The 26,310-nt window shown below is 45.3% G+C and carries 23 protein-coding genes and 1 tRNA gene; 12 read left to right on the top strand and 12 right to left on the bottom strand.

The window, feature by feature from the left end; translation table 11 throughout:
- Positions 1-23: 23 nt before the first annotated feature.
- A tRNA-Val gene (locus QZY95_RS13075) sits at positions 24-99 on the bottom strand.
- A 469-nt stretch (positions 100-568) separates the two neighbouring features.
- Between QZY95_RS13075 and QZY95_RS13070 the strand changes: the two genes are divergently transcribed.
- The gene (locus tag QZY95_RS13070) at positions 569-1,957 is read left to right on the top strand and encodes an outer membrane homotrimeric porin (RefSeq protein WP_290924231.1); all 1,389 of its coding nucleotides are present in this window, start codon (positions 569-571) and stop codon (positions 1,955-1,957) included.
- A 147-nt stretch (positions 1,958-2,104) separates the two neighbouring features.
- Here the strand turns inward: QZY95_RS13070 and QZY95_RS13065 are convergent, their stop codons facing one another.
- On the bottom strand, positions 2,105-3,115 hold the full coding sequence (locus QZY95_RS13065) for a radical SAM protein (RefSeq protein ID WP_290924229.1): 1,011 nt from the start codon (positions 3,113-3,115) through the stop codon (positions 2,105-2,107).
- A 279-nt stretch (positions 3,116-3,394) separates the two neighbouring features.
- Here QZY95_RS13065 and QZY95_RS13060 point away from each other — a divergent pair, with 279 nt between their 5' ends.
- Positions 3,395-3,811, top strand: coding sequence for an HIT family protein (locus tag QZY95_RS13060; protein ID WP_290924227.1), 417 nt, complete (start codon positions 3,395-3,397; stop codon positions 3,809-3,811).
- 32 nt (positions 3,812-3,843) lie between these two features.
- Positions 3,844-4,134 carry an integration host factor subunit alpha gene (locus QZY95_RS13055; protein ID WP_020000871.1) on the top strand — a complete coding sequence of 97 codons (291 nt, stop codon included), beginning with the start codon at positions 3,844-3,846 and terminating at the stop codon, positions 4,132-4,134.
- A gap of 92 nt (positions 4,135-4,226) precedes the next feature.
- Here the strand turns inward: QZY95_RS13055 and QZY95_RS13050 are convergent, their stop codons facing one another.
- The 4 genes from QZY95_RS13050 to QZY95_RS13035 all read right to left on the bottom strand — a co-directional run bounded on the left by QZY95_RS13050 (position 4,227) and on the right by QZY95_RS13035 (position 8,295).
- The gene (locus QZY95_RS13050; RefSeq protein WP_290924224.1) at positions 4,227-4,961 is read right to left on the bottom strand and encodes a septal ring lytic transglycosylase RlpA family protein; all 735 of its coding nucleotides are present in this window, start codon (positions 4,959-4,961) and stop codon (positions 4,227-4,229) included.
- A 111-nt stretch (positions 4,962-5,072) separates the two neighbouring features.
- Positions 5,073-6,896: a cache domain-containing protein gene (locus QZY95_RS13045; RefSeq protein WP_290924222.1), complete on the bottom strand. Its 1,824-nt coding sequence runs from the start codon at positions 6,894-6,896 to the stop codon at positions 5,073-5,075.
- A complete protein-coding gene (locus QZY95_RS13040) occupies positions 6,856-7,680 on the bottom strand; it encodes a hypothetical protein (protein ID WP_290924220.1) in 825 nt (274 codons plus the stop codon). The genes QZY95_RS13045 and QZY95_RS13040 overlap by 41 nt, the downstream gene beginning before the upstream one ends.
- Before the next feature lie 357 nt (positions 7,681-8,037).
- Entirely contained in the window at positions 8,038-8,295 is a 258-nt protein-coding gene (locus QZY95_RS13035) for a hypothetical protein (RefSeq protein WP_290924218.1), read from the bottom strand.
- 524 nt (positions 8,296-8,819) lie between these two features.
- Between QZY95_RS13035 and dsrA the strand changes: the two genes are divergently transcribed.
- The 4 genes from dsrA (at position 8,820) to QZY95_RS13015 (ending at position 13,197) form a co-directional block, all read left to right on the top strand.
- Positions 8,820-10,133, top strand: a complete 1,314-nt coding sequence (gene dsrA / locus QZY95_RS13030; RefSeq protein WP_290924216.1) for a dissimilatory-type sulfite reductase subunit alpha — start codon at positions 8,820-8,822, stop codon at positions 10,131-10,133.
- A gap of 18 nt (positions 10,134-10,151) precedes the next feature.
- A complete protein-coding gene (dsrB, locus tag QZY95_RS13025; protein ID WP_290924214.1) occupies positions 10,152-11,297 on the top strand; it encodes a dissimilatory-type sulfite reductase subunit beta in 1,146 nt (381 codons plus the stop codon).
- A gap of 80 nt (positions 11,298-11,377) precedes the next feature.
- Positions 11,378-11,614 carry a dissimilatory sulfite reductase D family protein gene (locus QZY95_RS13020; protein WP_290924212.1) on the top strand — a complete coding sequence of 79 codons (237 nt, stop codon included), beginning with the start codon at positions 11,378-11,380 and terminating at the stop codon, positions 11,612-11,614.
- 107 nt (positions 11,615-11,721) lie between these two features.
- Positions 11,722-13,197 carry a cobyrinate a,c-diamide synthase gene (locus QZY95_RS13015; RefSeq protein WP_290924210.1) on the top strand — a complete coding sequence of 492 codons (1,476 nt, stop codon included), beginning with the start codon at positions 11,722-11,724 and terminating at the stop codon, positions 13,195-13,197.
- Positions 13,198-13,307: 110 nt separating this feature from the next.
- Here the strand turns inward: QZY95_RS13015 and QZY95_RS13010 are convergent, their stop codons facing one another.
- From QZY95_RS13010 to QZY95_RS12995, 4 genes are all read right to left on the bottom strand, one after another.
- Complete coding sequence (locus tag QZY95_RS13010; RefSeq protein WP_290924209.1) at positions 13,308-13,775, bottom strand: DUF721 domain-containing protein; 468 nt, start codon at positions 13,773-13,775, stop codon at positions 13,308-13,310.
- Positions 13,776-13,948: 173 nt separating this feature from the next.
- Positions 13,949-14,998: an FUSC family protein gene (locus tag QZY95_RS13005; RefSeq protein ID WP_290924208.1), complete on the bottom strand. Its 1,050-nt coding sequence runs from the start codon at positions 14,996-14,998 to the stop codon at positions 13,949-13,951.
- 218 nt (positions 14,999-15,216) lie between these two features.
- Entirely contained in the window at positions 15,217-16,797 is a 1,581-nt protein-coding gene (locus QZY95_RS13000) for an FAD-dependent oxidoreductase (protein WP_290924206.1), read from the bottom strand.
- Positions 16,794-18,413, bottom strand: a complete 1,620-nt coding sequence (locus QZY95_RS12995) for an FAD-dependent oxidoreductase (RefSeq protein WP_290924204.1) — start codon at positions 18,411-18,413, stop codon at positions 16,794-16,796. Before QZY95_RS12995 ends, QZY95_RS13000 begins: the two co-directional genes overlap by 4 nt.
- A gap of 263 nt (positions 18,414-18,676) precedes the next feature.
- Here QZY95_RS12995 and QZY95_RS12990 point away from each other — a divergent pair, with 263 nt between their 5' ends.
- Together QZY95_RS12990 and ahcY are read left to right on the top strand one after the other, a co-directional pair.
- Positions 18,677-19,597 carry a metalloregulator ArsR/SmtB family transcription factor gene (locus tag QZY95_RS12990; protein ID WP_290924202.1) on the top strand — a complete coding sequence of 307 codons (921 nt, stop codon included), beginning with the start codon at positions 18,677-18,679 and terminating at the stop codon, positions 19,595-19,597.
- A gap of 22 nt (positions 19,598-19,619) precedes the next feature.
- Positions 19,620-21,059: an adenosylhomocysteinase gene (gene ahcY, locus QZY95_RS12985; RefSeq protein ID WP_290924200.1), complete on the top strand. Its 1,440-nt coding sequence runs from the start codon at positions 19,620-19,622 to the stop codon at positions 21,057-21,059.
- 93 nt (positions 21,060-21,152) lie between these two features.
- On the opposite strand, the gene QZY95_RS12980 is transcribed toward ahcY, so the two are convergent.
- Both QZY95_RS12980 and QZY95_RS12975 read right to left on the bottom strand, forming a co-directional pair.
- Positions 21,153-21,581: an MOSC domain-containing protein gene (locus tag QZY95_RS12980; RefSeq protein WP_290924198.1), complete on the bottom strand. Its 429-nt coding sequence runs from the start codon at positions 21,579-21,581 to the stop codon at positions 21,153-21,155.
- Between the two features lie 234 nt (positions 21,582-21,815).
- Positions 21,816-22,808 (bottom strand): MerR family transcriptional regulator, encoded by a 993-nt coding sequence (locus QZY95_RS12975; RefSeq protein WP_290924195.1) that lies wholly within the window; start codon positions 22,806-22,808, stop codon positions 21,816-21,818.
- 418 nt (positions 22,809-23,226) lie between these two features.
- Between QZY95_RS12975 and QZY95_RS12970 the strand changes: the two genes are divergently transcribed.
- From QZY95_RS12970 to QZY95_RS12960, 3 genes are all read left to right on the top strand, one after another.
- On the top strand, positions 23,227-24,204 hold the full coding sequence (locus QZY95_RS12970) for a TRAP transporter substrate-binding protein (RefSeq protein ID WP_290924192.1): 978 nt from the start codon (positions 23,227-23,229) through the stop codon (positions 24,202-24,204).
- A 186-nt stretch (positions 24,205-24,390) separates the two neighbouring features.
- Positions 24,391-24,852 (top strand): TRAP transporter small permease, encoded by a 462-nt coding sequence (locus QZY95_RS12965; RefSeq protein ID WP_290924190.1) that lies wholly within the window; start codon positions 24,391-24,393, stop codon positions 24,850-24,852.
- Between the two features lies 1 nt (position 24,853).
- Positions 24,854-26,137: a TRAP transporter large permease gene (locus QZY95_RS12960; RefSeq protein ID WP_290924188.1), complete on the top strand. Its 1,284-nt coding sequence runs from the start codon at positions 24,854-24,856 to the stop codon at positions 26,135-26,137.
- Positions 26,138-26,310: the final 173 nt, after the last annotated feature.

Raw genomic sequence — 26,310 nt, 5'->3', positions numbered from 1 at the left:
ACTTAACTACGGCTCCGCATAAATGGTGGGCGGTACAAGGCTCGAACTTGTGACCCTCGGCTTGTAAGGCCGATGCTCTCCCAACTGAGCTAACCGCCCACTTTGAGGAAACACTTGATAGTGAATCCAGCTTGGCAAGTCAACCTCTTTTACAAACACGCTATGCATTTGCTAACAGGTGTTCCTCTCAAGCGAAAGAGCTTCTACGTAATTTACGAATGGCCTGCAAGTTCTTTTTTATTTTTTCTCTACCTTTTTCTCACGACAAGAAGAAAACACTTAGATAATGAATACTTAAGCAGGAAAATTCTTTTTTAGACTGATTACACATTCAAAAGGACAAATCTAGCTGCGTTTAAATTTTTTTACCCTACAAACACCCCGTAAACTCTGGCTCGAAGCATTAGAGGGGCATTATAATTACTTAAAATAATGAGAAAAAACTTGTGCACTTCTTAAATTTTGCGATACAACATCTGCAGACCTGCGTTGGGATTATTGACCACAATCTCAAAAGATTATTGACCACAATCTTTTAGCAGTTTTAAAGAAAGAAGGATTTTTACACATGAAACGCATTATTATCCTGATGCTTGCTTGTACTATGGTGCTCGGCGCTGTAGCTTCAAGCTCCGCTACTGAATTTAAGGCTTCCGGTACACTCGACATGGCATTCCAGTGGCTGGACAATGCTGGCCCACGTGACAGCCAAAGAAATGCAAGCGAAGGTGCTTATTTCAACGCTATTCAGCGCTTACGTACCAAAATTGACATCATTGCTAACGAATCCCTGAAAGGTGTTTACTACCTTGAAGTTGGTACCATCACTTGGGGTGATGAAAACAGCGGTGGCGACCTTGGTACTGACGGTATCAACGTAGAAACTAAACGTCTCTACTTAGACTACCAGGTTCCTCACACTGCACTTTCTCTCCGCATGGGTCTCCAAGGTCTCGCACTTCCTTCCCTTGCTAACAACAACCCTGTTCTTGATGATGACGTAGCAGCTATCGTTGCTAACTACTCTTTCTCAGAACGTTTCAACGTTGTTGCTGCTTGGGCACGTGCTGTTGACGTAGAAGACTACGCAACACGTAACACTCCTACAAGCAACTCTAAGTATGATGTATTCACCATCATTGCTGGTCTCAACTTTGAACCAGTAACAGTTGTTCCTTACGTAGCATACGCTGCAATCGGCCGTAACGCAGATATCCATTCTAGCGCTACTTCTACACGAGTAACAGAGATAACTGTTGACGGTGTTGACACTACTTTGACTGAAACTGACAGCGTTATTACCGCTACTGAAGATCGTGACGTATGGTGGGTTGGCCTTTCTGCTAAATCCCATTACTGGGAAAACCTCAACCTTGCCTTCGACTTCGTTTGGGGCTGGTCTGATGGTTCTGAAATGGCAGTTGGTGACAGCACAAGCAGCCGTGACCAGAGTGGCTTCTACGTACTCCTCCACGGTGACTACAAATTAGAATACTTCACCCCAACTCTCGACCTCTGGTACGCTTCCGGTGATGACGATAGCACAACTGGTGACGGCAACTACATGCCTATCATTTCTGCTGGCGGCCTTGCTCTTACCAACCTCGGTACTGACGGCGGCTTCTTTGACACCACAGATAACGCATTCACCGAATCCGGCATCGGTACATTTGGCGTTGTTCTTGGGTTCACAGAATTCTCTTTCATTGAAAATGTAACACATGACTTCAAAGTTGCTTACATGCAGGGTACATCTGACTACTCAAGCTCAAGTACTGTTAATACCTTCCCAACAGACGAAGATAGAGCATGGGAATTCAACCTTGATACTAACTGGCAGATGTACGAAAACCTCGCAGCTATCGTTGAACTCGGCTACCTGAACCCAGACTACAAGTCTGTTAACGGTGAAGAAGCTATCTTCAAAGCTGCTATCGGCTTCCAGTACTCTTACTAGTTAATGTAATGTGGTCAGCGCATAGCCACGCGCAAACAACGTAGTTCCAGCCGGAGGGTATTTCACCCTCCGGCTTTTTTTGCACAAAAAAACGCAGATCACATTTCATGATCTGCGTGATAATACCACCTGACGGGGAAAGGCGTTTTAGTCCATTTGGAAAAAAGGAAAACTCCACGTCAGAACATTCTCCGGAAGCATCCCCTGCTCCTTCCAGAATTCTTTGTGCGTCCCTTTATATCCCCAGAGCTCACCTTGATACCGTTGTGGCAAAAATAGCCTTGAAAATGGCTTATTGAGCTTTTGCATTTTTTCTATCAATAAGCACCGCAATGCCTGACTGCGTACCATATTCCCCATAGCTGAATGAAAAGGGCCAGCAAGTAGGCATTCAGTCAAACCATCTTCCTGCGCTACACCTATCCGTATTACACGAATATCATGCTGCCAAAGCTTTAGCAGTCCTGCGCCTAAAGAATTAACTGTCGCCTCCAGCGTCCATGGAATGTATTTCCCCTGTGAATACCAAGAAGCTAACACTGTATTCTTGAATACCAAACATGGGTATAAACGAACGATATCAGGAGCCAATGCACAGGTTTTTTCTATATCATTCTGAAATATTTTTTCATCCATCCCCGGAAGACCGGGAAGCAGCTGAATACCGAGGTTTAACCCAACCTTTCTTACGATATTGCAAGCACTTACTATCATCTCTTCAGTGTACCCTCGCTTGCTATTCTGTAATACTGTGTTATTATAACACTGTACGCCTAGCTCAACAGTCTGCAACCCCGATTTTTGCAATACCAGCAATTGCTTTTCATCAAGCGCATCAGGGCGTGTTGAGCATCGAACAGCAGTAACTTTGCCAGTGCTCCTATGTGCACCAGCCAAAGCAACAAAGCGTTTTTGCCACTCGAATGGAAGTGCTGTAAAGGTGCCGCCGTAAAATGCAACTTCATATCCTGAACCTTCTTCTGCTTTCTCGAGAAGTTGTTGTAACGATATGTAAATATTTTCAAGTTGTGATTCAGCAGTTCCTGTTTGAGCCGTCTGAGAGCAATACACACATCGGGTTTTACAACCGGCAAAGGGCATGAAGACAGGAAGGATTCGAGGCTTTTTTATTGAAGGTTCTGGATGACAGAAGATCATTCCAATGTAACCACCTTTATATACTAATTTTTCCTGTTTTTTTCTTAATGAAAAAACTATACAATCACTACATTTACTCAAAGGAAGCAGCAATTATGGCCCGTTTTCCCTATAAATAGCGGACAAAATGCGGGTCAACAGTGTAAACATATAAAATTACGTAAAAAAACTTGATTGCTCGTAGACATTGAGTATATACACAGCGCGACGCATGACTGGAAAAGATAAAATCATCCAGTCGATTACCAGAACCATGTAACAAAAAATCATTACAGCACTATGAGTACTCAAGATTGTATTTTTTGCAAGATTATCAAAGGCGAGATTCCCTGCGCGGAAATTTACTCAGACGACAACGTACTGGCTTTTCTAGACATTGGTCCGGTAAACAAGGGTCACACGCTTATTATTCCTAAGCAGCACTATGGTAATATCTTTGATATTCCAGCTGACTTAGCCCCCGCCATCATCAATGCACAAAAGATAGTTGGCAAAGCTATACTTGCCACTACGGGGGCAACAGGGTTGAATATATTCATGAACAACCATCCAGATGCCGGACAGCTTGTATTCCATGCTCACTGGCATCTGATACCCCGCTTCAGTGATGATGGCCTGAAGCATTGGCAACAGGTAGCATACGACTCTATTGAAGAGGCACAGCATTTAGCCACCAGCATTCGGCAGCACATATAAGAGCCGTTACCCCACGAAAATGGGAGGATAACATGGAAGGGAAAACCCTTACAAAAGCTGATATTGTAGATTCCATCTACGAAAAGACTGACAGGAACCGCGCAGAAGTTAAAAACCTCGTTGAATCCTTGTTAGATATCATGAAGAGCGCAATCAAAAAAGATCACGCACTTCTTATCAGCGGATTCGGCAAACTTGAAGCTTACGACAAAAAAGCTCGTAAAGGCCGCAACCCGCAGACTGACGAAACCATCACCCTGCCTCCACGCAAGGTTGTTGTATTCCGTCTGTCCCGCAAATTCCGCGCTGAGCTGAACGGTTAGTTCGTAGGCCGGTTCGTCAGGCACACCCTGCTTAGCACAGTGTGTCTGTAGATTTTACAAAAAAACCCGCACTAACGCGGGTTTTTTTGTGTCTAATTTCCAGCATAAATAAATGCTCCGGTAAATTTATTCTTCAGCGACTTTTTGGCTCGCTCAGCAGCAGTATATGTAAAGTATGGGCCTACATGCACTTTCCAGATACTGGAGCGTACATCCTGCTGAAGCCTGCAAGATCTTCCATCACGGATAACTTGCTGCTTAAGGGTCTGAGCGTTGAACTTATCCCCGAACGAACCAATTTGGACGTAAAATGTCCCGTTTTTGTTTTTTTTTGAAGAAGCAACAGCAGTCTGCCCTGGGCCACCAATTGCTTCAATTTTAACCTGCGCAGTACCAGGTCCAATCATATCAAGCTTTTTTGCTGCTGAATGAGTCAGGTCAATAATACGCCCCTCCACAAACGGCCCTCTATCGTTAACACGTACGATAACAGAGCGTTTGTTTGTCATATTGGTAACGCGCAACACGGTGCCAAACGGCAGATTCTTATGCGCGGCTGTCATTCCGTACATATCATACCGTTCACCATTAGCAGTCTTTCTGCCATGGAACTTTTTACCGTACCATGAAGCCTTACCGTATTGAACAAATCCATGGGAGGAAGCCAATGTTTTGTATTTCTTGCCCCATACTGTGTAGGAACCGGCTGGTTTTGGCTTAGCTTTAGTATGGGTAGAATATCCCTGCGGGGAAGCTATATGCTTTTTTCCACACCCGACAAGGGATATGAGACAGGCAATACAAAGGGAAAAAATTAGAACTCGCAACGAATACTCCTAATATAAAAAATATCACAGATAGAATATTCATTGGCTATAATATTAAAAGAACGCATGCGGCAAGAGCCAACATGCGTCCTTCTATCGTCTTTACGTTATCTAACAAAGAGCGCCGGGTTTGCGTTCTTCTTCAAGCTCGCACTCTCGTTGCAAGAGCTGCTCGAGCATAATATCTGCACCGATTACACCGGTAATATTATCATCACCGTCAGTCACTGGGGCAGATACTGTCAAAATAAGCTGTCCTGTGAAGTGAGATGTGTACAGGTTGGTAATGTGCAGTTTTCCGGTCTGAACCGGCTTCTTAAACCATTCACGGGATGAGAAGTCATACCCGATTTCAAGCACTTCATATTTTTCTTTAAATCGCTCATCTGTAATCTCAGAGGCAATCAAGCCACCCTCACTGTCTGTAAGGTAGAGATACTGAATAAACGGATAGTCATGCACAAAATCTGTAAGACATCCGTAGTTTTCCTTTGCGAGGATAACATTACAATCCACAGACAATTTTGAGATAAGGTGCGCTGCAAGGTTATGAGCAACCTCTTTAAGGTTGTCAAAATCAGTGCGGAACATTTCCGGCATGTAGCGACGCACAAGACGTTCCATTTCTTTGTTAGAAACAGATGTAGAACGCCCGTTTTCGTATGCCTCCATAATGCGGTTGTACACTTTACCCACGGCAGGATGGCGCTTGGAAACTTCGCTGTCACCAGTAAGTTTAAGGGTCTGGTTAATCCAGTACGCCACACCGGCTCTACCTGATTTATCCGTAATAATGATCGGAACAGGACGATTAAGCAGACGGCTTGTATCAAAAACGTTGTAAATCTCTTCGTTTTTAGCAAGTCCATCTACGTGGATACCGGCACTTGTTGCGTTAAAGTCGCGACCGACAAACGGATAGTTGTCAGCCACTTTGTACTCAAGTTCACGCTCAAAGTATTCACTGATTTCACTGATTACACGTGTATCTGCAGCTTCATCATGAGCGGTCAAAGAAATGTACTCGATAATCAGCGCCTCAATAGGCGAGTTACCAGTACGCTCACCGAAGCCAAGCAACGTACCGTTTGCACCGCCACAACCATGCAGCCATGCAGTTACAGCGTTAACAAGTGTTTTATGGAAGTCGTTATGTCCGTGCCATTCCAACCATTCACTTGGAACACCAACTTCATCCGTAAAGGCACGCACAAGACGCGGAACAGAACGCGGAAGCGTTGCTCCGGCATACGGAACCCCGTAGCCCATGGTGTCACACATACGAATTTTAACAGGCAGCCCGCTCTGACGAGAGAGATCCATAAGTTTTTCAGCAAACGGCAGGCAGAAACCATAAATATCTGCACGGGTAATGTCTTCAAAATGACAACGCGGAGAAATACCCCAGGCTAACGCCTGTTCTACTACCTCAAGGTAGTTACGCATTGCCTGCTCTCGATCAAGTCCCAGCTTAAGGTAGATATGGTAGTCAGAAACAGAAGTAAGCATGCCTACTTCTTTAAACTCCATACTTTTAGCTATTTTCAAGTCATTTTTATGGGCACGAATCCATCCGGTAATTTCCGGATATTTGTAGCCCCTTGATCGGCAGGCATCAATGGCGCGCTTGTCTTTATCTGAGTACATGAAAAACTCGGAGGCACGGATAAGTCCGCTTCTGCCACCAAGTCTGTGCAGCATGTCGAAAATGGTTTCAATTTGCTTAACCGTATACGGGGGTCTTGCCTGCTGACCATCACGAAATGTCGTATCGGTGATGAACATTGGCTCCGCAGGGCGCGGTGCCACAAAAACATCATCAAACGCGATACGGCTTATCTGTTTGTAAGGAAACAGATCGCGGAAGTACTCACCTTGTTCAAGGTTTTCAAGTTTAAGCTTCGATGTCGCGCGGTTTAGATGAAACAAGGTCACAGTTCTTTACCCTCCTTGGAGACGAGTCCTTTAACAATTCTTCAATTTTTTGGCGCACTGTAGCAGCTCTGGTACACGCAGGATTAATCTGCTCTGCTTCTATAGCTGCCTCTAACGCCTCATCCAGGCGTCCTCCTTCCGAAAGCCCTTCTGCTGCCAGAACATACATTTCTTCCGGCACCGTTCCGTAAATAGATGAGATTAGTGTTTCATAGTCTTCGCCGAAAACTCTTCGAACCAGTCTATTTCGCGAATACAGTAAACGTGAAAGTAACAAGTTCTGCTTATTATGAGCGCAATAAATACAAAAGAGAGTTTTACAGCGTGCAAGCAGGAAAGAGATACGAGCTACCTCGCGGGACATACTCTCGCGGGTTTCTCCAAGAAGTTGTGAAAAGGGTTCAACAACATCCTGAATGCCATTTTCAGCGGCGGGTTGCTCAAGAGCCTTAAACATCGGCGCATAGTGCTGTTGCTGGTAGGCATCCTCTTTCAGCTTAATGCATTCATGGAATACATAACTGATAGCCCAATCCAAAGCTTTCGCGACCACAGGAGCCTGTGAATCAGTTCTGAGCAAATGATGTGCTGTATCCTTCAAGCGCCAGAGCAATCCCTTGTTCATAGTACTGCCCAGCAGATCCCGAACCTGGGTAAACGATACCGCACCCGAGTCTGCAAAACGCTCAAACTGTTCTTCAAGAATACTCGATACCATACAGAAATCACGCAGGATATCGCGTGCAAACTCTTCCCTGTTGGCTTCAATCCATCGGCGGGACATGATCACCTCATCTCTTGTTGCATCGGTCACAGTACACGATTTTACAAAAAAGGCAAAATCATGAACTAAACAAAGTCCCCATTACACGAAGGTAAAGAGGACGACAGAATCAACGCTCAGAACTCGTTGATTATTCAACTGATACGCAATCTGCGCAACATGTTTTTGCGCCCGAAAAAAATTACTCACCCGAATTTCAAGATATCACAAAATACCCGTCGTATTTCCCGTAACATTATATAACCACCACCTACAACCAAGACAGACGACAAAAAAATAACGGCAGTTCCTTTCGTAAAGGAACTGCCGTTAATTGCACAAAAAATACAATATGCTTTGTACGTATGCACAGTGTTGCTAATTTTCGTTAAGCAATACTTTTGCAACAGAGATATCATAAAAAAGCATCGGGTCAGCATCGCGCCCCATTTCTTTGTACATTTCTGCTGCCTGCTTAATGGCTTCATAAGGCACCCAGCCGTGCTGGTCCCATACCTGCTCGTTGTCAGAACGCCAAAGACGAAATTCTATATCATCTGCATTACGACGAACATACACACGGGTTTTTTTATCATTCGGTGCCGGATGGTAGTAGTGTCCAAGCTGATCTTTCATCACAAACCTCACTTAGTTCTTGTGTGGCTTTGACCTCATTTATGCCTCAAGGTCAAGTCTGGAGAACCCCGATTTTAAGAAGATTGAACCGCATTTTCCTCCATCAAAAAATTTTTACATTTTATTACACTTTAATCTTTCTATCTTTTTTGTAGAGGGTCAGATTTGTGAAAAAAAGAACTTAGGAAATTATATACTTTCTTTCTATGAAAGTTCGTTATGTTACCCCTGCACTGCAAACTTAAATTGTCAGCATATGACGGGGGGTTTGCGTTGTTTTTCTGCAACTTACAAATAGAGAATGCTATACATAAACTTGTCAAATCCACTTGACAAACCGAGGCGTTCTTTCTAGCAAGAGATAACTTTGTCCAAAAAATCACGCCCTTTTTCAGGAACAAAATCTTAGACCAGATTTGCTCCGTGTAAGGTGCGTCCATCTTGACCGCTCCTCAGATCGCCTGCGGTGGGATGGAAAGTGTCTGGTGTAAAAACACATACCAACTTTTTGTGGAGGTAAGGTAATGGCGAAACACGCAACTCCTATGTTGGATCAGCTCGAAACCGGCCCATGGCCAAGTTTCGTATCCGACATTAAGCAGGAAGCAGCAATGCGTGCTGCTAACCCTAAAGGCCTTGATTACCAGATCCCTGTAGATTGTCCTGACGATCTCCTCGGTGTTCTGGAACTTTCTTACAACGACGGTGAAACTCACTGGAAACACGGCGGCATCGTAGGCGTATTCGGTTACGGCGGCGGCGTTATCGGTCGTTACTGTGACCAGCCAGAAATGTTCCCTGGCGTTGCACATTTCCACACCGTACGTTTGAACCAGCCTGCTGGTAAATACTACACCACCGACTTCCTTCGTCAGCTCTGTGACATCTGGGATCTCCGTGGCTCTGGTCTTACCAACATGCACGGCGCTACCGGTGACATCGTACTCCTCGGTACTACCACTCCTCAGCTTGAAGAGATCTTCTGGGAAGTAACCCACGATCTTAACAACGACCTTGGTGGTTCCGGTTCTAACCTGCGTACTCCTGCTGCTTGTCTCGGCGAGTCCCGTTGTGAATACGCATGTTACGACACTCAGGCTGCTTCTTACAACTTGACCATGGAATACCAGGACGAACTTCACCGTCCAGCATTCCCATACAAGTTCAAATTCAAGTTCGACGGCTGTCCTAACGGTTGTGTAGCTGCTATGGCTCGCTCCGACTTCTCAGTTGTTGGTACTTGGAAAGACAGCATCAAAATCGATCAGGAAGCTGTAGCTGCTTACGTTGCTGGCGAATTCAAGCCAAACGCAGGCGCACACTCCGGTAAAGATTGGGGTGCATTTGACATCGAAGCTGAAGTTATCAACCGTTGTCCTTCTTCTGCTATGAAGTGGGAAGGTGGCAAACTCGCTATCGATCGTTCTGAATGTGTACGTTGTATGCACTGCATCAACACCATGCCTCGTGCTCTCCGCATTGGTGACGAGCGTGGCGCATCCATCCTGTGTGGTGCTAAAGCACCTATCCTTGATGGCGCACAGATGTCCTCCCTCGTAGTTCCATTTGTTGAAGCTAAAGACGACTTTGATGAAATCAAAGAAGTTGTAGAAAACATTTGGGATTGGTGGATGGAAGAAGGCAAAAACCGCGAGCGTCTCGGTGAGACCATGCGTCGTCTTTCCCTCCAGAAACTCCTCGAAGTTGTAGGTCAGGAACCAACTGCTCACAACGTTCAGGAACCTCGTCACAACCCATACATCTTCTTCAAAGAAGAAGAAGTACCTGGTGGTTGGGACCGTGACATCAACGAATACCGTAAGCGCCACCAGCGCTAAGAAGAGGAGTACAATAACATGGCATTCATCTCTTCTGGTTACAATCCAGCTAAACCAATGGAAGGCCGTATCACAGATATCGGTCCTCGTGAATTTACCGAATTCCTTCCTCCAGTAATCAAGGCTAACAAAGGTAAGTGGGCATACCACGAAATCCTCGAGCCAGGCGTACTGGTACACGTTGGTGAATCCGGTGATAAAGTATTTACCGTTCGTGTAGGTGCTGCTCGTCTTATGTCTGTTACTCACATTCGCGAAATCTGCGAAATTGCTGACAAACATTGTGACGGCTACCTCCGCTTCACTACTCGTAACAACGTTGAATTTATGACTGACAGCGAAGACAAACTCGCTGCTCTCAAAGAAGATCTTGCTTCTCGTAAATTCGATGGTGGCTCCAACAAATTCCCTGTAGGTGGTACTGGTGCTGGTATTTCCAACATCGTTCACACTCAGGGTTGGGTACACTGCCACACCCCTGCTACTGACGCATCCGGTCCAGTTAAAGCTGTAATGGATACAGTTTTCGCTGACTTCCAGGATCACCGTCTCCCAGCACCTGTACGTATCTCCCTCGCATGTTGTCTCAACATGTGTGGTGCTGTACACTGCTCCGACATCGGTATCGTAGGTATTCACCGTAAACCACCTATGATCGACCACGAGTGGACTGACCAGCTTTGTGAGATTCCTCTTGCAGTTGCTTCTTGTCCTACCGCTGCAGTTCGTCCTACTAAGGTTGAACTCGAAGGTAAGAAAGTTAACACCATCGCTATTAAGAACGAGCGTTGCATGTACTGTGGTAACTGCTACACCATGTGTCCAGCTCTTCCTATCTCCGATGGCGAAGGCGACGGCGTAGTAATCATGGTTGGTGGTAAGGTTTCTAACCGTATCTCCCAGCCTAAATTCTCTAAAGTAGTTGTAGCGTACATTCCTAACGAAACTCCTCGTTGGCCTACACTTACTGAGAAAATCAAAAAGATCATCGACATCTACGCTGACAGCGCTATGAAATACGAGCGTCTCGGCGATTGGATTGAGCGTATCGGTTGGGAAAAATTCTTCGAGCTTACCGGCTTCGAATTCTCCCACCACCTCATCGATGACTTCCGTGACCACGCTTACTACACCTGGCGTCAGACTACCCAGTTCAAGTTCTAAGCACTGGCTACATTAGAATATACGCCGGGCGAGGGTTTTCCCTCGCCCGGTTTAACGCTTAAACGCTAAAGGGGCTTCCCATGGAAGAATCAACTAAAATTATTGTTGACTTCATTGAGTCCAAATCTAAGAGCAAATCTAAATTTTACTTCAACGACTTTCTTCCGCTCTTCCCGGATATGAAACCTCGTGCTGTAAAAAAGATTCTCTCCGAGCTCGTTAAATCCGAAGTAATGGAATACTGGTCTTCCGGTTCCACTACTATGTACGGTCTTAAAGGTGCAGGCAAACAGGCTGCAGCTGAGCACGAAGATTAATTTCTTTGTTCTACAGAGCGTAAGGCGTATGGGCTTAGGTCCATACGCTCTTTCTGTTTTTAAGCCCTTGTTTTATCCTATCAGCAAGCATGTGCAGCAGGTACAGTATGACCCTTCCAAGACTCATAATTGCCGGTCTTAACGGCGGCACTGGAAAAACCATTACCAGTCTCGGCACTACCAGAGCGTGGAGTCGAACAGGTCGAGTAATCAAGCCTTTCAAAAAAGGACCTGACTACATCGACGCAAAATGGCTGGCGCTTGCTGCACAACACCCATGCACAAATCTAGATCCATATCTTCTCGATAACGCTACACTGACCTCACTCTTTGCCACCGCATCTTCCGGCTATCAGGGTGCGCTTATTGAAGGAAATCGCGGTCTCTTTGACGGAAAAGATGTAACTGGAACCTGTTCCACAGCTGAGCTGGCTCGCATCATCGATGCTCCGGTCGTTTTGGCTATGGACTGCACAAAGATGACGCGTACTGCCGCGGCTATCCTGACGGGCATGCTTAATTTTGAAGAAGGTGTCCATATCGCAGGTGTTGTGTTGAACAGGACTGCAACAGACCGTCACCGTTCCATCCTTCGTCAAACTATTGAGCACTACACAGATGTCCCTGTGCTCGGCTGTCTTCCAAAAATAAAACACAACCCGATTCCTGAACGCCATATGGGGCTTATCTCCAACGCAGAGTACGAAGGAACCAATAGCGCACTGGAACAAGTCGCAGATATTATCGAAGAGCACCTTGATGTAGAAAAAATGTGGCAAATAGCTTCTGCTGCCTCTAAAACTCCTGAGCAACCGAATGTGTGGGATGTGACCGAAAAAGTCTCTAGAGGGGCAAATGAAGCTAAAAAAATAGACACTCCATGCGCAACCACAATGCCAAGCTGCCCAGAACTCGTTCCAACCACTGCTCCTCGTATCGGCTATGTGCATGACGACGCTCTCTGGTTCTACTACGATGAAAACCTGCAAGCTCTGCAACACGCAGGCGCTCAGCTTATTCGTCTTTCAGTAACCGCCCATGATGACTGGCCGGAAATCGATGCTCTGTACCTAGGAGGCGGTTTTCCAGAAACCATGCATGAGGCAATTACTGCAAACAAAAAAATCTGCGAACACGTACGTATGCTCGCAGAAAATGAAATGCCTATCTATGCTGAATGCGGTGGTTTTATGTATCTTTGCAAGGCACTGGTGCAGGAAGAAACCATCTCCCCCATGGCAGGCGTGCTTCCTGTTGAAACCCAACTCTGCAAACGTCCACAAGGACTCGGCTACATTGACGCAGAAGTCATTGAACCAAACCCGTACCATCCTGTTGGAACAGTAGTTCGCGGACACGAGTTTCACTACTCAAAATGTATCGTTGAAAATGAAAAACCGACATTCGGTTTCCGCATGTCGAAAGGATTTGGAATGGGCGAACGCCTTGATGGGGTTATCTACAAGAATGTGTTTGCATCCTACACACATCTATTTGCTCTTGGAGAACCACACTGGGCTGTCAATTTCGTCCGTGCAGCACGCGAATACAAAACGGGTACTCCCATCTCTATTGCTGAGTAAGTCCTCAACAGACACACCGCACCGAGATAATACCAGTACCCTTAATCCATTACAAAAAACTGCTCTTTACTTTGTAATTTCAGATAGAATCAGCAAAAAAGCAGTGAGTCTTACTCCTCAGAATCGTTCTTTTTTCCATCATACATAGCAACATACTTTTTGTAGCATTTTGTTACTGGGGAATCTGGATCAAGAATGTGCTCCAAGTTTCCAAGATCTTTAGGACGCGGCGGAATTTTCGGCCGTGCTTCTTTGAATACAGGAATAGTCAGCTTATCCAAAGGCTCTCTCCCTTGCATAAGCTCTACCTGCACAGTATCAAACATATCTTTACCAAGAAATGCATTCACACGCTCAAGTATCTCATATGTCTGAGCAGAAAGTTCATACTGCGCCATGTTATCTTCAGCGCCGATGATAATCGTACGATTTTTGTGACCGAGCGGGCGTCCAAGCTCTGCAAGCTCTTCTCCCATAACCATATCCCAGTTCTGCCATAACGGCACAAGCGGCATATTTCTATCCCCGCCCTTTTCGTACAATAGCTTTGTCAGCATTTTACTTGCGCGATGTTCCATACGTCCTCACGACACGTACCTGTTACAAAAAACGTTTTTATATCAAATAGTTCAAACAAAAAACTACGTTTTCAAATCCAGTAGCCTTTGAAACAAGACAAAACATTCGAGGTCAAAGGGTGCATAAAAAGTCTTGATAAGGTAAGCCGGCTCTGTATGGAAGCCAGCCACCCTTACACTCTTTTGTATTTGTTCTGTTTCTTAACAGAAATAAGTAGATCTTCACCAAGCTGCTGAGCACTATGGTAGAAGCTGACAATCTGCATCATATCGCGCATAGAAATTCGTTGGATCATACCGTCCGCGCGTAGACCTTCAAGATGCTTATCCGCACTGTACAGCGCCTGCTCAAGCTTGCGTGTATCTGGAATCATATTTCGACCGACTGCCCGCATCACATCCTGTGATTCTTTTACAACCTTACGTATTTCTGCTTCCATAACAATGCAATATTTGCTGTCACGCAACTCCATTACAACATGGAGCATGGCGTGGAGGTGTTCTACACACTGAACAAGCGTCTCTATTTTAATATCAAGCATTGCGGAATCATCATCAACAAACAATCGTTCATGACGAAGATATCCCCGAAATAATTCACGGTTGTAGTGAATCTCTCCTTCAAGATCAGCCAGCATCCCTTTGCAAGATGTACATGTAAGTGCCATGAATGAATTGACGATTATATCGTACTTATCTGCACAGCGCGTGAACTGCTCCTGAAGGCGCTCTTTCAGCTCCGCACTGGCATGATGCGGCCAGATAAGAAGCGCAACAATAAACGTTGAACAGACACCAATGGTGATTTCTGCAACACGGAAGAGAGCATAGTGAATATAGTCGCCCGAGGCTTGAGGAGCGAGCATGACAATAGTGACAGTGATGGCTGCCATGGAAAAGCGGTTGGTGTAGCGTTTTAGATAGGCACAAAGCCCTACTGTTACAAGAAACCCTGCAAGACGTCCGTGATCTGTAGGTGGAACTATATACAAAGCAGTCATCCCCATTGTCGCGCCGATGGCGGTGCCCACAAGGCGATACCCGCACATTTGCATAGATGCGGCAACGTTACGCTGCATAACAATAACAGCGCTAATGACAGCCCAGAATCCTAAGTCCGGATCAGTGAGTGAAGCTAAAAAGTAAGAAAGAAGTGCAGCAAGTGCGGTTTTTATACCGTACTTAATAAACTCTGTTCGCTGGCGCGAACCTGATAACAGCATTTAAAACGCTCCTGTTGGGCAGGCAGTCTGTGCGGATGTCTCGCAGCAAAATCTGTTCTGCAAGTTAAAATATCCGTATCTATGTGCCTGTGTACTTCGAGCAAGCAGTATAGCAAGCTGAAACCACATGCAAGAATTTTGTCCAGATTACTTTGCCGAAAAAGCAGTGTTACCAACAAAAAAAGCCAGTCACTCGCTAGAAAAGCGTCTGCTCATCATCAGTTGCGCCGAATAACTTTTTGAACATAGCGTGTAAAATTAGAATCATTTTTTAATACGGCTAACGCCCTAAGCTTTGCCTTTTCATCTTCACTAAACACTCCCTCCTTCATAATACCATATTGACTAGCCTCAAAAATAATCCGTTGCGGGGCATCACTTACCGCATCAATCCCGCTCAAACGAAAAGTTGAGGGTGTAATAGGGCCAAACAGTAAATATCTCGCCAAATCTGGATGCTCAGACAAATCTGGTGAAAATCTTCCAAGTTCAGATAACAAGTGAGAAAACGTGTACAAACTCACTTTCGCGTGCATATGCTGCGTTGCCAGATATTTTTTATAATCCTTCATGCGTGTTGCACGTGTAGTTGCCTTATTAACACCGCAAAATTCATATGCAACCATTCGTGCCTGCTGTTCAGTGGAAACAAACACCGAACCGGAATGAAACCAAAACCCAAGAAAAGCCAGTGTTGGAATATCAGGATGAAAAGTGTACCACGCAAGCGGCAAATGTTGACGTGTCGGTTGTAACTGATCTCTCAACGCTTCACTCAAAAAAGGAATCTCAAGGTCATATCCTGTGCAAAATACAATCGCATCTACTTCACGCTCAACACTGCCGTCTGAGAAATAAACTGTGGTACCAGCAATACGTGAAATCCAAGGTTTTGGTTGAATAAGTCCCTCTGCAACCATCGGTAGATACGTTTCACTTGTTGAAAATCCCGCAACTTCAGGATCAACATCCGGTGCAATAGCCCCGAACTGCTCCGGAGCCCCCATCGTCTTGAGTAAAAACGCTTTCGTTCGTTCCAATATTTCCTTTCGGGGCATCAACTCACTCAGCATTCTAGCATATCGTGTATGCCTGAGATATTCTACCGAACGCCCCTGATAGAGCCGTCCGGAAATATATTTCGCTCTGCGCCCTGCCGTAATGACCTGCTTGGCACCTTCCATAGCTAATGACGTAGAGATTTCATATGCACTAATGCTCCCACCGGCGACCAGTACACGCAGACCTCTAAATGTATCCGGCTCCTTGTATCGATACGAATGTGAAATGCCCCCCTTACCGGTAAAGGTATGCAGCCCTTCAACGTCAGGAACATAAGGTTTTCTGAATCTTCCTGAGGCAATCACCACAGCATCATATTCATCCGTATACTCAACACGCTCTTGATACACGGAAGTAATTTTCCACACATTTTCGAGCTGTTCCAAAAGCAATACCCGCGTTTCAAATCGAATGGACTCCACAATGCCAAAAACATCTGCATATCTATTTAAGTATTCAAGGATAGTTTGATTTCGCGGATAAAGAGGGACGTTTTCATGATGCTTCATGTCACTAAAACGTGTGGTCACAGAACATGTATTCGTGCGCATATCCGACCAGACAGCACTGTAAGGAGACGTATGATCCCATTGCCCACCAAGCCCGCTATGTTGTTCGTACACCACAACATCCGTCCCGTGTTTCAATAAAAAACGAGCAGCAACAAGACCGGATGCACCGGCACCGATTACAGCAACTCGAGTCTGTCCTGAAGAAGAACGCGACGTATGGTTCATCGACTTCCACCTTTCAAAACTTTCTGTGCTTTCATGATGCGACGAACACATGCGGAGAACTCAGCACTCTTTTTCATCGCTTCAAGTTCCTGTAAAAGCCCTACCTCTTGCTGTGTAAACACGGGAGTTATCATCTGATTAAATGTCCCAGCCTCTTGAACCACACGCTTTGGAGCATCGGGGAGTGCATCAACTCCAGAAAGCCTGAATGATGCAGGAGTCAGTGGGCCGAAAAGCAGATACCGTGCTAACTCTGGGTATGCTTCAATATTTGCCTCAAAACCGCCCATTCGTGCATATTGAATTGCCAATTGATGCACATAAAAATTGCCATGTAACATGGGTGCAGACATATACTCAGAAACAGTCTGAGAAACTTCAGCTTTGGAATAGTGAGGAAGCACCTCACAACATTGGTACGCAATAAATCGAGCCTGCTGCTCTGCTACAAGACACATTGAACCAATAGGCAAACCAAACCCCGCGAAATAAAGCCCGCCCAACTCTGGGTGAATGGTATACCACGCCAAAGGAATATGATGTGCTTCAGCTTTTAGCACCTCGCGAACCTGCTCACTAAGAAAAGGAAGCGAAAGCGCAAAACCTGTACATAAAACAATTCCATCGATGCCTTCCACCCGTGAGCCATCTGAAAAGTATACGTTCTGTCCGGCAATGTGTGAGATTGAAGGCTTCTGCACTATTCTGTCTTCAGCAATAAAAAGCAGGTACTCCTGATTCATAGTCGCTCCGGCCTCCGCTATATTTTCGGAAGGTCTGATTCCACCATATTGATCCGGTGTACCACAGCGCGACACAATAAATTCTTTAAACTCTGCAAGCCCCTGCTCAGGCGCAATCACCTCACTTCGCAACGCACCATACCGAGTCAGGTTAATGTATTCGGCAGGCTTTCCACCCATTATTTTTTGAAAAACGTATCGAGACCTGCGTACAGAAGAGATTGTTGCAGAAGCCACCTTGGCTATATCTGAGGCAATCTCGCACCCGCTTGTGCTACCACCCACAACAACAACCCGTTTCCCGGCATATACATCTGCACCAGAATAATTTTTAGAGTGAATCACCCCCAGCGAGCCGGAAAATGATGCTGCCCCAGAAACCTCAGGCAAAATAGGAACGGAGCATCTACCTGTAGCAAGTACAACCGCATCAAACAGACCGGTAAATTCATGTCCGTTCTTGTGTCGCCATGTAAGCAGCCAACGCCCTGTCATATCGGTCTGATCTGTAACGTTATCTAGATGAGTTACCTCTGTGTTCAACAACACATTTTCTGCAATTTTAAACTGTATTACGTAGCGTCGTAAATAATCTGCAATATCAGAACAGGAGGCAAATATTGGAATATCTGAAGAATAGGTACAATCACTGAAGCGTGTCGTCAGGGAACAGGAGTTTGAATGCATTGAAGGCCACACCGCACTGTAGGGAGAAGTATGATCCCACTGCCCACCGACAGAAGAATGCCTTTCAAAAACAGTAACCGAAGCCCCGTGCTTTATAAGATAGCGGGCACAGGCAATCCCTGACGGCCCCGCACCGATCACAGCCACCCGCTTACTTTTCTTCCGCTCTGAATGCCTACCCATCATTGTACGCCACTTGTTACAGTCAATTTATATGAAAAACTCCTCTCGAATCACGTAGATCCCCATTCAGTAATAGTGCGAGTTATCCAAACGTAGCGCAATTATGAAAGTCGAAAATCGTTTCCCCCCAACGCTTTTCCGGAAAATGCACTTATTGTTAATCCGGTTTGATTTACTTGACTGTATCTCCAACCTTAGATAAAGCTGTATCAACTTTTCTTGATGCAACTCAATCAAGACAGCCGAAAATAGCATAGGATTATAATATGTCGACCATTCTTCCTGTATTCAAAGCGCTGGCAGATGAAACCCGCTTACGATTACTGCACGTCCTCAACAGGTACGAGCTCAGTGTAAACGAGCTTGTTACCATTCTTGAGATGGGGCAGTCCCGTGTATCCCGCCATCTTAAAATCCTCACAGGAGCAGGGCTTCTCAGCTCCCGCCGTGACGGATTATGGGTTTTCTACAGTGCCCCGACAGAAGGCGAAGGAAGAGAGTTTATTGATGCTGTCTCAGCATTCATCGATGAAGATGAAACCCTCGAATCAGACATGGAAATGGCAGCAACCATTATTGAAGAACGCGTTCGTAAAACAAAGCAGTTCTTTAATGCCATTGCTGAAGACTGGGATCAGTTGAACCGCGAGGTTATCGGCGAATTCGATTTACCGGGTGCTATTATAGAGCGTATGCCGCGCTGCAAAGTTGCTGTTGATCTGGGTTGCGGCACAGGCACCCTTCTCGAGCGTATGCTGGAACGTTCACTGAAAATTATCGGTGTAGACGGTTCTCCGCGCATGCTTGAGCTTGCCAAACGAAGACTTGTTGAAGACGAAGATAGAGTTTCCCTGCGTATCGGCGATCTGGAACACCTGCCGTTACGTGACGGAGAAGCAGACTTCGCAACTATCAACATGGTATTGCATCACCTTTCCCATCCAGGAAAGTCACTGAAAGAAATCCGACGCGTTCTCCGCAAAGGCGGTCTGCTTGTTCTGGCCGACTTTGATAAGCACGATAATGAAAAAATGCGTGCAGATTACGGTGACCGCTGGCTCGGTTTTGATATGACAAATTTAGCTCTAAAACTTACAGAAGCGGGCTTTTCATTACGTCAAAGCTCACTCCACCCTGTTCGTAACGGGCTTACCATTCATCTTATTGTAGCAGAAAATACACAATAAATTTCTTAGGAGAAATTGAGAAATGACAGACGCAAGCCGCGCCATCAAGCTCGATCTGAGCCTTGAAAATAAAGTTGCCGATATGTCTCTTGCCGACTTTGGTCACAAAGAAATGCAGCTTTCCGAACGTGAAATGCCGGGTCTCATGGAGACCATTAGAAAATATGGTGAAACCAAGCCATTAAAAGGTCTGAAAGTTATGGGTTCCCTGCACATGACCATTCAGACTGCAATGCTTATCAAAACATTACACGCTCTCGGCGCAGATATCCGCTGGGCTTCTTGTAACATCTTCTCCACTCAGGATCACGCAGCAGCAGCTATCGTTGATTCCGGTATGGCAAAAGTTTTTGCCTGGAAAGGTGAAACACTGGAAGAATACTGGTGGTGCACCGAGCAGGCACTCACATGGCCTGACGGTTCCGGCCCGGATCTCATCGTTGATGACGGTGGCGACGCAACAATGCTCATCCACAAAGGCGTTGAAGCAGAAAAAGATGCTTCCATTGTTGAAAAAGCATACGACAACAAAGAATTCCAGATTGTTATGGATCGTGTTGCGCTTTCTCTTCAGGAAAACCCTGGTAAATGGACACGCATCGCAGCAAACATCAAAGGTGTTTCTGAAGAAACTACTACTGGTGTTCACCGCCTCTACCAGATGGAAAAAGAAAACAAACTTCTTTTCCCAGCTATCAACGTTAACGACTCTGTTACTAAATCCAAATTTGACAACCTCTACGGTTGCCGCGAATCTCTCGCTGACGGCATCAAACGTGCTACAGACATCATGATCGCTGGTAAATCCGTTGTAATTCTCGGTTACGGCGACGTAGGTAAAGGTTGTGCACAGTCCATGCGCGGCTTCGGTGCTCGTGTAGCAGTTACTGAAATCGACCCTATTTGTGCTCTTCAGGCTGCAATGGAAGGCTACGACGTAGTTACCATTGATGACGTTATCGATACCGCAGATATCTTTGTTACTGCTACCGGTAACTTTAACGTTATCACCGGCGCACACATGGAAAAAATGAAAGATGAAGCCATCGTTTGTAACATCGGTCACTTCGATAACGAAATTGACATGGCATACCTTGAAGGCGACAACGGTTGTAAAGTTCTCAACATTAAGCCTCAGGTTGATAAATGGACTCTCCAGTCCGGTCGTACAATCATCGTACTTGCTGAAGGCCGCCTTGTTAACCTTGGCTGCGCAACCGGCCACCCATCTTTCGTAATGTCCAACTCCTTCACCAACCAGGCGCTTGCTCAGATTGAACTTGCGTCCAATGCTTCTCTCGAGAACAAAGTTTACACTCTTCCAAAACATCTCGATGAAGAAGTTGCCCGCCTGCACCTTGATCGCCTCGGCGCTAAACTCACCAAGCTTACAGAAGCTCAAGCTGAATACCTTGGTGTTGACCAGAGCGGTCCGTTTAAAGCAGACCACTACCGCTACTAAGCCAATACGGCACCTAGCAATCAAAAGGGCTGCCCAACCAATGGTTGGACAGCCCTTTTTTTCAGCCTAAGCTAATATAACAATTTAAACACACTATGAAATAAGTGTGATTTTATCATTCGTTTTTATGGTACCGCCTTTAAGCACCCGTGCAAAAATCCCTTCTGTTGGCATTACGCAAAAACCGACAGCCTTATGGATTTCACACTTGGAATGACATTTCTTACCAATCTGCGTTAATTCAAGCAATGTATCGCCAATAGTAAACTGCTGACCGACACGCAAAAAGGTGATAGGAAAGCCACTTACCAACAAGTTTTCCGCAAAATCACCTGCTTTCAACGTCGGCAGTTTATGACGCATTTTATCAACACTTTCAACCGCCAACAAACTTACCTGACGGCCGCTGCCTGCATGCGCATCACCTTCTATTCCATGCTCTTCAATAAGTACGGCAGTGTCTACCGGCTTTTTTTGCTCGCCTTTTTTCGTGCTCACACAAATAGCTAAAACTTGTCCCATCTCAATACCCCGTTATTCTTAAAAAGAATGGATACCACACCACATTCTTTACGTAGAGTACGTTAAACTATTACCGTATTACCACCATTTGTGTCTAGAGTACACAATGACACCGAGTAAAGCATCATCGTAAAATTACAGTATTTTTCAAAAATGCACTCAGACTGAAAGCTACAAAAAAAGGCTGGCATCTTGTAACTGCCAGCCTTCTCTTATCTTATTTTTTATCACCGTTTAGCGCGAGTACACGTCTGAAATAAAATCCTGAAGTGCACCGGGAGTTATTTCATGACCATTTGTAGTCATATCTTTAATAACCATCACCGACCCGCGAAGCGTTGAGGTTTGTGCCATTGTTAAGCAAATATTATGCGGGACGTGGGCTCTTTCCTGCAACAAATCAAGCTGCCAACCGGAATTATTCTCTGACCAGCGAATAGTATACCTGTCATCATCAATAAAATGTGTCATCAATGATGCCCGCAAGTCATTCAAGGTAATACGACTGTTACCTCGTCCGTGGAGCGGAGTATAGACACCTTCCCGCTCCTGAATCAGTAGAGGGAGTGTTAAAATAGTCCTTGGTGGATCATGTGAAATAGCTTCCCGCAATGGAACCAGACGATGTACCTTCGCCTTTTGGCACTGATCAACGACTTCTGTGGACAAGTCTTGACCGTTCTGTCCAGAGTCTGTCTGCTGCGGTACTGAGCAAGAAATGGCATCCCACAATGCCTCCGTCCGTTCCGTTAACACACGAAGTTCAGATAAAACAGGGTCTGCGGACGGTGGAGCAGAATTCACATCAGCCAATCCAAGCTGTTGAAGACGAGATTCAATTGAACTCATTTTTTTCAACATTTGTTCCTGCTTCAACGAGAGATTAACCATACTTGTTGCAAGACTGCTCATAGCCTGCTTGTAGTCATCAGGCAAAACAACTTCAACAACCTCACTTTCTTCCTCCGGTTCTTCAAAAACCGGTGGAGAAATAAACTCAAAAAGCTCCGCAAGTCTGCTGTGTGTTTCTTCAACAGAAAGCCCTGCACTGAATAAATCACGTATGGTACGGCATACTTCAAGCGCCTCTTCAGTAAACTGGATCGGCTTCCCCTTGCTTGCTACAGGAATACAATCAGGGAATTTACGTCTGTAACTTTTTACAGTTGTCTCTGAAACACCCAGAATTCGGGCGATTCGTTTGTGAGTCAAAGGCATCTGGCTCATGATTTCCTCGCAACTTCAGTAGTATAACGGTACCGTAATCGATAAGTTATTTACTCGAAGAGTGCAACTGTCCATACGACATAGATAGCATTCTCTTCTACACTCTCAAACAACTCAACTAATCGAAAAAGCAAAATAAAATATATATCTTTTCATCATACAGCATGAAGAAGCTACATTATCTGGCACCAGCTTTCTGTAAAAAAATGTTCACAAAAAGGTCTGTTGACTTTCCCTCCTGTTACAATAAATAACGGGCTACCGTTATCCGATAGTTTGCCATTTTTATTACAATTGCAGTCTATCCAGTAACAAACAAGCTGAATACGTTGTGAACAATGGTTGCGAAACCGTAATTATGATATGATTTCAGTAGGCATTCCCGCCCTTCTTGAGATGTAACAAGACCGGAGATCTTATGAAACTGGGTAAATATAGTATTCTTGTCCTTGCAATGATCTGCCTTGCAATTCCAGCGATGGCGGCCACACAGGTGCAATTAGCCGTAGTAACAAAACCTGGTTCCGCCCAGTACGTTGCAGCTGAAAAATTTGCTGAACTCATTAAAGAACGTTCTGCGGGCGACTACTCTGTAAAAATTTACCACTCCGGTTCTCTCGGAAAAGAGACAGAAATCTTACAACAGGTTCAACTTGGCGCAATCCAAATGGCAATTGTAACTCTCGGGCCTTTCGATACTTTCGTACCGGAAATCAAAGCTATCGCCTTCCCGTTCCTCTTTAAAGATTACGCCACCGCAGACCGTGTTCTTGACGGCCCCGTCGGCAGAGAAGCTCTCGACTCCCTTGAACAGGCTGGCTTTAAAGGGCTGCAATTTTCTGAAAACGGCTTCCGCAATCTGTCAAATAATCGCGGCGCAATCCATTCTGCAAAGGACGTTAAGGGGCTTAAGCTCCGAGTCATGCAGTCCACATTCCACAAAGAACTGTGGCGCACTCTGGATGCAAACCCGACCCCGATGGGATGGCCAATCTACTCGGAACTTCAGCAAGGAACCATTGACGGTCAAGAAAACCCTCTATGGGTTTTCGATGAATATAAACTGTACGAAGTGCAAAAATATCTCGCTTTAACCGGTCACGTTTACTCCGTACATATCGACATTGCGAACCTCAACTGGTTTGAGTCGTTACCAGAGAAAACGCAAAGCATGTTCATGAAAGCAATGCGAGATGCAGCAATATACCAACGGGCAGTTAACCGTGCTAAAGAAGCTGAGTATCTTGCTACCCTCAAGGAAAAAGGAATGATTATAGATGAAAAACCTGACATGGCTTCATTCCGAAAAAAAGTTGCCCCTATGAAAGAGATAGACATGTACAAGGAACCCAACACTCGGGCGCTACTTGAAAAACTTCTCAACGCCACACAATAAAACTTTATGGCCGTGCACCTGCGCGGCCTTATTTTTAGCGATTCTGACAAATACCATCGAACCTGTTTCCCCAAACTCTGTAAACGGATTGCTTGTATGTTCCGCACAATTGCTTCTTTGATCACAACTATCAGTAACACTCTGGATACGCTCTGCCGTTGGCTACTGTGTATATGCGGAGCAGCCATGGCTATCATTACGGCCTCACAAGTATTCTTCCGCTATGTGCTTAACAACTCACTTTTCTGGTCTGAAGAATTAGGTCGAGTCCTCCTTATCCAGCTTACCTTTTTAGGTGCTACCGTTGCTTTAAAAGCTCATGCTCACATCGGACTGGACATCGTTGTGCGGGGGCTGTCTGAAAAGAATAGAAAACATGCAGCCATCCTAGTACAAATTCTCAGTTCAGTCTTTTTCTTTGTCATGATGTGGTACGGTTTCCAATTTGCTTTTTTCCTTAAAAGCCAATCTACGGCAACGCTCGGTATCTCACGCATGATTCCTTTTTTAGCAATTCCTATCAGTGGGGCAATCATGCTTGTCCACTCACTTTCGTGCATTTTTGAAATTTTAGAATTTACTCCACAACCGGACATGTTGAGATCTACGGTTCACACCCCTGACTCCTCTGCAACTGAGGAGAGTTAATATGACCATACTCCTCTTCGCCACACTCATTATTCTCTTCTGTCTGAATGTACCTATTGCTGTTTCTGTCGGATTAAGTGCTGTTATAGCATTCCTCATTGACGGTAATATGAACATGATCCTTATTACCCAGCGTCTCTATGCAGGAGCCGATTCTTTTCCTCTAATGGCTGTTCCACTTTTTATGATTGCAGGACAGTTCATGGGAGCAGGTGGAATTTCACGAAGAATTGTTACATTTGCTGACGCACTTGTGGGACATTTCTCTGGAGGACTGGCAGCAGTCTCTGTAGTTTCTGCCATGTTTTTTGCCGGTATTTCCGGTTCTGCAGCCGCGGATACCGCAGCCATCGGTGCAATCCTTATCCCTTCCATGGTTCGCCGTGGATACACACCGGCATTCTCAGGAGCAGTACAGGCAGCAGCCGGTTCAATCGGGGTTATTATTCCCCCTTCAATACCTATGATTATCTTTGGCGTACTTACAGGCACCTCAATAGGTAAACTCTTTGCTGCCGGCATACTCCCGGGTATCCTTATGGGACTCAGCCTAATGGGAGTCTGCATCTGGAATGCTAAACGGTCTGAACTGCACCAGAACCTCCCCCGAAAAAACTTTTCTCTTCGCAACGCTTTTACCGCCTTTAGCTCAGCAATCTGGGCACTCGGTGCACCGTTTATCATTATCGGCGGGATTCTCGGCGGTGTTTTCACTGCTACAGAATCTGCTGCTGTTGCTGTTGTATACGCGCTCTTTGTCGGACTTTTTATTCATAAAGAAATCCGACTCAGCGCTCTGCCGCATCTTATTATCTCTGCCAGTATAACCTCAAGTGTGGTTATGTTTATTATCTGCGCAGCTTCTATTTTCTCATGGTACATGGCGATTCAGGATATTCCTTCTACCATCGCTACATCCATCCTCTCTCTCACTGAAAATAGAATACTTCTTTTACTGCTCATTAATATTCTGTTGCTCGCAGCCGGTACTATCTTAGAAACCACCGCCGCGCTCATTCTTTTTGTTCCGGTTCTCACTCCCATGCTTCCCGCTTTGGGAATTGATCCGGTACAACTCGGAGCCATCGTTGTTGTTAACCTTGCTATAGGAATGCTTACACCTCCTCTTGGAGTGTGCACCATCGTTGCATGTTCAATCGCCCACACACGTATAGGAACATTAGCGTCAGCAATTGTTCCTTTTCTGCTGGTGCTTCTCATAGACCTTCTGCTCATTACATTCTGGGCTCCATTAACAACCACGCTACCAAACTTATTCTTTTAAATTTAAATAGTTAAAAAAGTTATCAACAGATTGTTCGTTAAATGTTGCTAACTTGTGTATAACAGTAAAAAGTTACGAACACTTTTACGAACATATTATGAACACCATTTTCAAGCACAAAAAAAAGACTCCTCAAAAAAGAGGAGTCTTTTCAAAATTGGTTATGCTAGCCG

Origin of the sequence: Halodesulfovibrio sp. (assembly GCF_015482765.1) — a bacterium.
Classification (GTDB): domain Bacteria; phylum Desulfobacterota; class Desulfovibrionia; order Desulfovibrionales; family Desulfovibrionaceae; genus Halodesulfovibrio.
The sequence above is the reverse complement of the archived record's forward strand: the minus strand, read 5'-3'. Positions and strand labels throughout refer to the sequence as shown.